Genomic DNA, 8037 nt, shown 5'->3' on the forward strand with positions numbered 1-8037 from the left:
CCGATTTCGCAGGCGCTCGTGGAATGCGCCAGCGCGGGCGTCACCAGTTCGGACTTCTCGCTATTCCCCTACGAACGCCGGCGCCGTCCGCTGTATCCGCTGGAACCCATGGCGCCGTCCGATTACGATCCGGCGGCTTGAGCGGCAGGCGGGTTGGCGTCCGCATACAATACCGGCCATGGAAAAAGTACGCATCTCCAAGCTCATGTCCGAGCGCGGACTCTGCTCGCGCCGCGAGGCCGACAGCTATATCGAACGCGGCTGGGTCCGCGTGGACGGCGCCGTGGTGTCCGAACTGGGCGCCCGGGCCTATCCCGACCAGGTGATCACGCTTGAGCGCGCCGCGCAGGCGCGCCAGACCTCGCGCGTGACCATTCTGATCAACAAGCCGGTGGGTTACGTGTCCGGCCAGGCCGAAAAGGGCTACACGCCCGCCGTGGCGCTGATCGATTCGCGCTCGCGCTTCGCCGGCGACCGCTCGCCGCAGCGTTTCGAACGCGCCCATCTGGACGGGCTGGCCGTGGCCGGCCGGTTGGACATCGATTCCCAAGGCCTGCTGGTGCTGACGCAGGACGGCCGCATCGCCAAGCACTTGATCGGCGAGGACTCCAGCGTCGACAAGGAATACCTGGTGCGCGTTCAGGGCGATCTGACGGACCACGGCCTGGAACTGCTGAACCACGGCCTGTCGCTGGACGGCCGGGCGCTCAAGCCCGCCCACGTGCGCTGGCAGAACCATGACCAACTGCGATTCGTGTTGCGCGAAGGCAAGAAGCGCCAGATCCGCCGCATGTGCGAACTGGTGGGCCTGAAGGTCGTGGGCTTGAAGCGCGTGCGCATCGGCCGCGTGTCGCTGGGCGACCTGCCCCTGGGCCAGTGGCGCTATCTGCGCGACGACGAAGGGTTCTGACCCCGATTTCTGCTCGATCTGCGGCCATCGCGGCCGGCAGACCGTGCCGGCGGACGGCAGATTTTTCAATCTGTTTCCGCGACACCGCTATTTCATGAAAGCGGGGGTATCCTTCGCTTGCCCGTCGCTGCCCAGGCGCTCCATCAGGAATTCGATGAAGATCCGGGTCTTGGCGGGCAGGAGCCGGGTTTCGGTGACCGCGTAGACAGGGAAGGGCCCCAGTTGCCAATCCGGCAGCACCCGCCGTAACTGGCCGGACTGCTGTTCCGCCGTCTGGCCGCCGACCAGCACCGCGATGCCCGCGCCCAGCATGGCCAGCCGGCGCGCCATGGCCACGCCATTGACCGAAAACCGGTTGCCCGGGGTGAATTCGATGTGCTGGTCGCCGTTGGACAGCGGCCAGCGGGTCACGCGGCCAGCGCCTTCGGCGCGGAACTCGATGCACTCGTGGCGGGTCAAGTCGCTGGGGTGCCGGGGTTCGCCGTGCTTGTCCAGGTAGTCGTGCGAGGCATAGAGGTGGGCCGGCAGCATGCCCAGCAGCCTTGCGATTTGCGTCGAGTCGGGCAGGTCGCCGATTTCGATGGAAATGTCGCAGGTCTGGAACACGCGGGACGCGTGGTCCGGATTGGCCAGATCCAGGAAAAACGTGACGTCGGGATAGCGGCGGGAGAACTCCATGAACGACTCAGCCAGGAAGTCCGTGCCGAAATCCGCGGGCATGTTCACCCGCAGCGGCCCGGCTGGCGTATCGACCAGCTTCTGCAGTTCTTCGTGGGCGATCTGCGCTTCGGCCACGATGCGCTGGCAGCGCTCGAAGTACAGCCGTCCGGCGTCGGTCAGCTCTACTTTGCGCGTCGTGCGGCTGAGCAGCCGCAGGCCAACGGACCGTTCCAGTTCGGCCACCTGGCGAGACAAGGTCGACTTGGGGACACCCAGCGTCGCCGCCGCGCGGCTAAAACTGTGCGTCTTGGCCACCTCTACGAAGAGTTCCATGCCTTGTAAGCGTTTCATGGCGAGATTCTGTCACATGCGAGGGTCTTGGAATTGTCCCATAAATGGAATGATGTTTTCTTAATGCGCCCCTTTGTTTCCGGGGCGGGATAACGCAGAATGCGAGTTCCGCAATGCAGCAATGCGATAAAGCCCACCTTGCGTATTCAACGCGAATCCACCCAGTTGATGCACTGCCTTGCCAGATTCGGGTCGTCCCAAGGCAAGAAAGCCCCCTCGGGGGCGGCAAGCCCGCGAAAGCGAGAGCAGCGTGGGGCCTCATATTTTTTGGAATGCAATCTATGAACAAGAAAAGCGCTATGTGGCGCGGCGCGGCGATCGTCACGCTGACAGCATCGGCTCTCACCCTGGCCGCTTGCGGCAAGAAGCAGGACGCGCCGCAGGCGGGCAAGCCGCAAGTCTCGGTCGTCACCCTGACCACGCAGCCCGTTTCCCTGACCACGGAATTGCCGGGCCGCACGTCCGCATTCCGCGTCGCCGAAGTCCGGCCCCAGGTCAACGGCATCGTCCAGAAGCGCCTGTTCACCGAAGGCGGTGAGGTCAAGGCGGGCGAACAGCTCTATCAGATCGACCCCGCGCTCTACCAGGCCAGCGTCGACAGCCAGAAGGCCGCGCTTGCCCGCGCCCAGGCGCAGCAGAAGACCGCCGCCTTGCTGGCCGAACGCTACAAGCCGCTGGTGGCCACGCGCGCCGTCAGCCAACAGACCTACGACAACGCCGTCGCTTCGCGCGATCAGGCCGCCGCCGACGTGATGTCGGCCAAGGCCGCGCTGGACACGGCGCGCATCAACCTTGTCTACACCAAGGTGTTGTCCCCGATCGACGGCATCATCGGCCGGTCGTCCGTGACCGAAGGGGCGCTGGTTACGGCCAACCAGACCGGCGCGTTGGCTGCAGTGCAGCAAATCGACCCGATCTACGTCGACGTGACCCAGTCCAGCGTGCAGCTGCTGCGTTTGCAGGACGCGCTGGCCAGCGGCCAGCTGAAAAAGGCCGATGGCGAACAGGCTGCGCTGGTGACGCTGACGCTGGAAGACGGCTCGCAATACAAGCAGACCGGCAAGCTCCAGTTCTCGGAAGTGACGGTGGACCAGGGCACGGGCTCAATCACGCTGCGCGCGGTGTTCCCGAACCCGGACCGCCGCCTGCTGCCGGGCATGTTCGTGCGCGCCCGCCTGGCCGATGGCGTGGCCGCCGACGGCCTGCTGGTGCCGCAACGCGGCGTGACGCGCAATCAGCGCGGCCTGCCCACGGCGCTGGTGGTCAATGCCAAGAACCAAGTCGAATTGCGTGAATTGAAGACCGACCGCGCCATTGGCGACAAGTGGCTGGTGACCGACGGCCTGGCCGCCGGCGACAAGGTCATCGTGGAAGGTCTGCAAATGGTCCGGCCGGGCGTCGAAGTCGTCGCTACCGAAGCCGGCGCCAATGCGCAGCAGCCGCAGGCAGCGAACGCCGCGGCCGCCAAGCAGTAATCAGGGAGCCATGCATGGCAAAGTTTTTTATCGATAGGCCGGTTTTCGCCTGGGTGATCGCGATCGTGCTGATGATGGCCGGCGCGCTGTCCATCCTGCAATTGCCGGTCTCCCAATATCCCAACATCGCGCCGCCGGCCATCGGCATCGCGGTGACCTACCCGGGCGCGTCCGCGCAGACGGTGCAGGACACCGTGGTGCAGGTGATCGAGCAGCAGATGAACGGGCTGGACGGCCTGCAGTACATCTCGTCGGAAAGCAACTCCGACGGCAGCATGTCCATCACGCTGACCTTCAAGCAAGGCACCAATCCGGACACGGCGCAGGTGCAGGTGCAGAACAAGCTGGCGCTGGCGCAGCCGCTCTTGCCGCAGGAAGTGCAGCAGCAGGGCATCCGCGTCACCAAGGCCACGAAGAACTTCCTGATCGTGGCGGGCTTCGTGTCCACCGACGGCACGATGACCAAAGACGACCTGGCCGACTACGTCGCGTCATACGTCCAGGATCCCATCAGCCGCACGCAGGGCGTGGGCGACTTCCAGCTGTTCGGCTCGCAGTACGCGATGCGCATCTGGCTGGACCCCGCCAAGCTCGTGAACTACGGGCTGACCACGGTCGACGTGGTGGCGGCGATCAAGGAACAGAACGTGCAGGTGTCGTCCGGCCAGTTGGGCGGCCTGCCGTCCGTGCGCGGGCAGCAGCTGAACGCGACCATCATCGGGCCGTCGCGCCTGGAGAAGGCCGAAGATTTCGGCCGTATCCTCCTGAAGGTCAATGCCGACGGTTCGCAAGTGCGCCTGGGCGATGTCTCGCGCATCGAACTCGGCGGCCAGACCTACGCCATCGACAGCTTCTACAACGGCAAGCCCGCCTCGGGCCTGGCGATCAAGCTGGCGCCGGGCGCCAACGCGCTGGATACGGCGCAGGCGGTGCGCGACACCATCAACAACCTGAAGCCGTATTTCCCGCCGGGCATGGACGTCGTCTATCCGTACGACACGACGCCGTTCGTCAGCCTGTCGATCCATGAAGTGTTCAAGACGCTGGTGGAAGCCATCATCCTGGTCTTCCTGGTGATGTACCTGTTCCTGCAGAACTTCCGCGCCACCATCATCCCCACGTTGGCCGTGCCGGTGGTGCTGCTGGGCACGTTCGGCGTGCTGGCCGCGTTCGGCTATTCCATCAACACCTTGACGATGTTCGGCATGGTGCTGGCCATCGGCCTGCTGGTGGACGACGCCATCGTGGTGGTCGAGAACGTCGAGCGGGTGATGGCCGAAGAGGGCCTGACGCCCAAGCAGGCCACCCGCAAGTCCATGGGCCAGATCACCGGCGCGCTGATCGGCATCGCCATGGTGCTGGCCGCCGTGTTCATCCCGATGGCGTTCTTCGGCGGCTCCACGGGCGTGATCTACCGCCAGTTCTCGATCACGATCGTGTCCTCGATGGTGCTGTCGGTGCTGGTGGCCATCGTCTTCACGCCGGCCTTGTGCGCGACCTTGCTCAAGCCCATCCCGAAGGGCCATCACGGCACGAAGAAGGGCTTCTTCGGCTGGTTCAACCGCACGTTCGAACGCAGCAGCAACGGCTATGCCAACAGCGTGGCGCGCGGCCTGAACCGCACCAAGCGCCTGATGGTGGTGTACCTGGCGCTGGTCATCGCCATGGGCTGGCTGTTCACGCGCATTCCGACGGCGTTCCTGCCGGCCGAGGATCAGGGCATCCTGTTCGCCCAGATCCAGACGCCCGCCGGCGCCACCGCGGAAGCCACCAAGGCCGTCATCGACGACGCCACGAAGTATCTGCTGACCGAAGAAAAGGACGCCGTGACCTCGGTGTTCGCCGTCAACGGCTTCAACTTCGGCGGCCGCGGCCAGAACGCGTCCATCCTGTTCATCAAGCTGCGCGACTGGGAAGAACGCGGCGATGCCAGCCTGAAGGCCGGCGCCGTGGCGGCACGCGCCAACGATCACTTCAAAAAGACCGAGCGCCGCGCGCAACTGTTCGTGGTGCCGCCGCCGTCCGTGATGGAACTGGGCAATGTGACCGGTTTCGACTTCCAGCTGATGGACCGCGCTGGCGTGGGCCATGAAAAGCTGCTTGCCGCGCGCAACCAGCTGCTGGGCGAGGCCGCGAAGAGCCCGGTGCTGATCGGCGTGCGTCCCAACGGCATCGAAGATGCGCCGCAGTACCAGCTGGACATCGACCGCGAGAAGGCGCGCGCGCTCGGCGTGGCCGTGTCGGACATCAACAGCACGCTGGCCACCGCGTGGGGGTCGTCGTATGTCAACGACTTCATCGACCGCGGCCGCGTGAAGAAGGTGTTCGCGCAGGGCGAGGCCTCGTCGCGCATGCTGCCGGAAGACCTGAACAAATGGTATGTGCGCAACAACGCGGGCGACATGGTGCCGTTCTCGGCGTTCTCGAAAGCGACGTGGAGCTTCGGCCCGCAGAAGCTGAACCGCTACAACGGCGTGCCGTCCTACAACCTCCAGGGCCAGGCGGCGCCGGGCTACAGCTCGGGCGCGGCCATGGACGAAATGGAGCGGCTGGCGGCGAAACTCCCGGTCGGCGTGGGTTTCGAATGGACGGGCCTGTCCTTCGAAGAACGCCTGTCGGGTTCGCAAGCGCCGGCGCTCTACGCCATTTCGCTGATCGTGGTGTTCCTGTGCCTGGCGGCGCTGTATGAAAGCTGGTCCATCCCGACCGCGGTCATGCTGGTGGTGCCGTTGGGGATCATCGGCGTGCTGCTGGCGACCTTGATGCGGGGCTTGTCCAACGACGTGTACTTCCAGGTGGGGCTGCTCACCACAGTGGGGCTGGCGGCCAAAAACGCCATCCTTATCGTGGAGTTCGCCAAAGAGCACTTCGAGGCGGGCGCCAGCCTGACGGAATCGGCCATCCACGCCGCCCGCCAGCGCCTGCGTCCGATCCTGATGACGTCCCTGGCGTTCATCCTGGGCGTGACGCCGCTGGCGATCTCGTCGGGCGCCGGTTCCGGCAGCCAGAACGCCATCGGCACGGGCGTGATCGGCGGCATGCTGACCGGCACGTTCCTGGCCATTTTCTTTGTCCCCGCGTTCTTCGTGATCATGCTGCGCATGTTCAAGGTCAAGCGCATGAGCGAGAACCGCGACAAGCACGACACCAGCGCCAACGGCCCGCAGGAAGTGTCCGCCGAAGGACAACCGTAATGAAACTTCAGATGAGAACCTTATTGTCTGTTTCCCTGGCGGCGGCCCTGGCGGGCTGCTCGCTGGCCCCGACGTACGAACGGCCCGACGCGCCGGTCGACGCCGCCTATCCCACCGGCCCGGCCTACAAGGCGGACGGTTCGCAAGCGGCGCAAGGAATGTCCACGGCCGACATCGGCTGGCGCAACTTCTTCGGCGACCCGCTCCTGCAACACCTGATCGACCTGTCGCTGGCCAACAACCGCGACCTGCGCGTGGCGGCCCTGAACGTGGAAGCCGCGCGTGCGCAGTACCGCATCCAGCGTGCCGACCTGATGCCCAGCGTAGGCATCGCCGGCCAGGAATCGGCGCAGCGCACGCCGGCGGACCTGTCCGCCAGCGGCCGGGCCACGACCAGCCACAGTTATCAGGTGGGCGCCGCCATGTCCGCCTGGGAACTGGACCTGTTCGGCCGCATCCGCAGCCTGAGCGACAAGGCGCTGGAATCCTATCTGGCGCTGGACGAAACCCGCACGGCGACCCAGCTGACGCTGATCGCCGAGGTGGCCAATGCCTATCTGACGCTGCGCGCCGACCAGGAGCTGTTGAGCCTGACGCGCGACACGTTGAAGAGCCAGGAAGATTCCTTCAAGCTCACCCAGCAGAGCTATGACCAGGGTTTGTCGACCGCACTGGACCTGAGCCAGGCCGAAGTGTCGCTGCGCACGGCCCAGCGCAACCTGTCGCAATACACGCGCCAGGCCGCGCAGGACCGTAATGCGCTGACCCTGCTGGTGGGCCAGCCCATGTCGCCCGAGATCACGGCCGCGCTGGATCAGGCCACCAGGCTGGACGACAGCATGCTGCCGACCACCTTGCCTGCCGGCCTGCCGTCAGACCTCTTGGCCCGCCGCCCGGACATCCGCGCCGCCGAGCACCAGTTGAAGGGCGCCAACGCCAACATCGGCGCGGCGCGTGCCGCGTTCTTCCCGACGATCAGCCTGACGGGCCAGGCGGGCACCGCCAGCGCCAGCCTGGGCGGCCTGTTCGAAGGCGGTTCGGGCGCCTGGAGCTTCGTGCCCCAGATCACGGTGCCGATCTTCGCGGGCGGCTCGCTGCTGGCGGGGCTGGACTTGGCGAAGGTGCAGAAGAACATCCAGGTCGCGCAGTACGAAAAGTCCATCCAGACGGGCTTTCGCGAAGTGGCGGACGCCCTGGCTGGCCGCGGCACGCTGGACGACCAGATCCAGGCGCAACGCCTGCTGGTTGACGCCAACCAGCGCGCCTACGACGTGTCCGACCAGCGCTTCCGCCAAGGCATCGACGACTACCTGAGCGTGCTGGATTCGCAACGATCGCTGTATTCCTCGCAGCAAGCGTTGGTCGACACGCGCCTGGCGCGGCTGTCCAACCTGGTGACCCTGTACAAGGTGCTGGGCGGCGGCTGGACCGAGCGTACGGCCACGGC

At 65.7% G+C, this 8037-nt stretch carries 5 protein-coding genes; 4 read left to right on the forward strand and 1 reads right to left on the reverse strand.

The window, feature by feature from the left end; translation table 11 throughout:
- Positions 1–178: 178 nt before the first annotated feature.
- Positions 179–910: a pseudouridine synthase gene (locus ACO6D5_RS24175; protein WP_088588387.1), complete on the forward strand. Its 732-nt coding sequence runs from the start codon at positions 179–181 to the stop codon at positions 908–910.
- Between the two features lie 87 nt (positions 911–997).
- Here ACO6D5_RS24175 and ACO6D5_RS24180 read toward each other — a convergent pair whose 3' ends face one another.
- Positions 998–1903, reverse strand: coding sequence for a LysR family transcriptional regulator (locus ACO6D5_RS24180; protein WP_169272967.1), 906 nt, complete (start codon positions 1901–1903; stop codon positions 998–1000).
- A 299-nt stretch (positions 1904–2202) separates the two neighbouring features.
- On the opposite strand from ACO6D5_RS24180, the gene ACO6D5_RS24185 reads away from it, so the two are divergent.
- The 3 genes from ACO6D5_RS24185 to adeC form a co-directional block, all read left to right on the forward strand.
- Positions 2203–3396, forward strand: coding sequence for an efflux RND transporter periplasmic adaptor subunit (locus tag ACO6D5_RS24185; protein WP_485826789.1), 1194 nt, complete (start codon positions 2203–2205; stop codon positions 3394–3396).
- A gap of 14 nt (positions 3397–3410) precedes the next feature.
- The gene (locus ACO6D5_RS24190; RefSeq protein WP_315846878.1) at positions 3411–6590 is read left to right on the forward strand and encodes an efflux RND transporter permease subunit; all 3180 of its coding nucleotides are present in this window, start codon (positions 3411–3413) and stop codon (positions 6588–6590) included.
- Positions 6590–8037: AdeC/AdeK/OprM family multidrug efflux complex outer membrane factor (gene adeC / locus ACO6D5_RS24195; RefSeq protein ID WP_485826790.1), on the forward strand; the 1448-nt coding region annotated here is incomplete at its 3' end. The genes ACO6D5_RS24190 and adeC, both read left to right, overlap by 1 nt.

This window comes from Achromobacter sp. (assembly GCF_057314935.1).

Coding starts and splice junctions, on each gene's coding strand:
- ACO6D5_RS24185 (WP_485826789.1), top strand. CDS start 2,203: ATGAACAAGAAAAGCGCTATGTGGCGCGGCGCGGCGATCGTCACGCTG.
- ACO6D5_RS24175 (WP_088588387.1), top strand. CDS start 179: ATGGAAAAAGTACGCATCTCCAAGCTCATGTCCGAGCGCGGACTCTGC.
- ACO6D5_RS24190 (WP_315846878.1), top strand. CDS start 3,411: ATGGCAAAGTTTTTTATCGATAGGCCGGTTTTCGCCTGGGTGATCGCG.
- ACO6D5_RS24180 (WP_169272967.1), bottom strand. CDS start 1,903: ATGGAACTCTTCGTAGAGGTGGCCAAGACGCACAGTTTTAGCCGCGCG.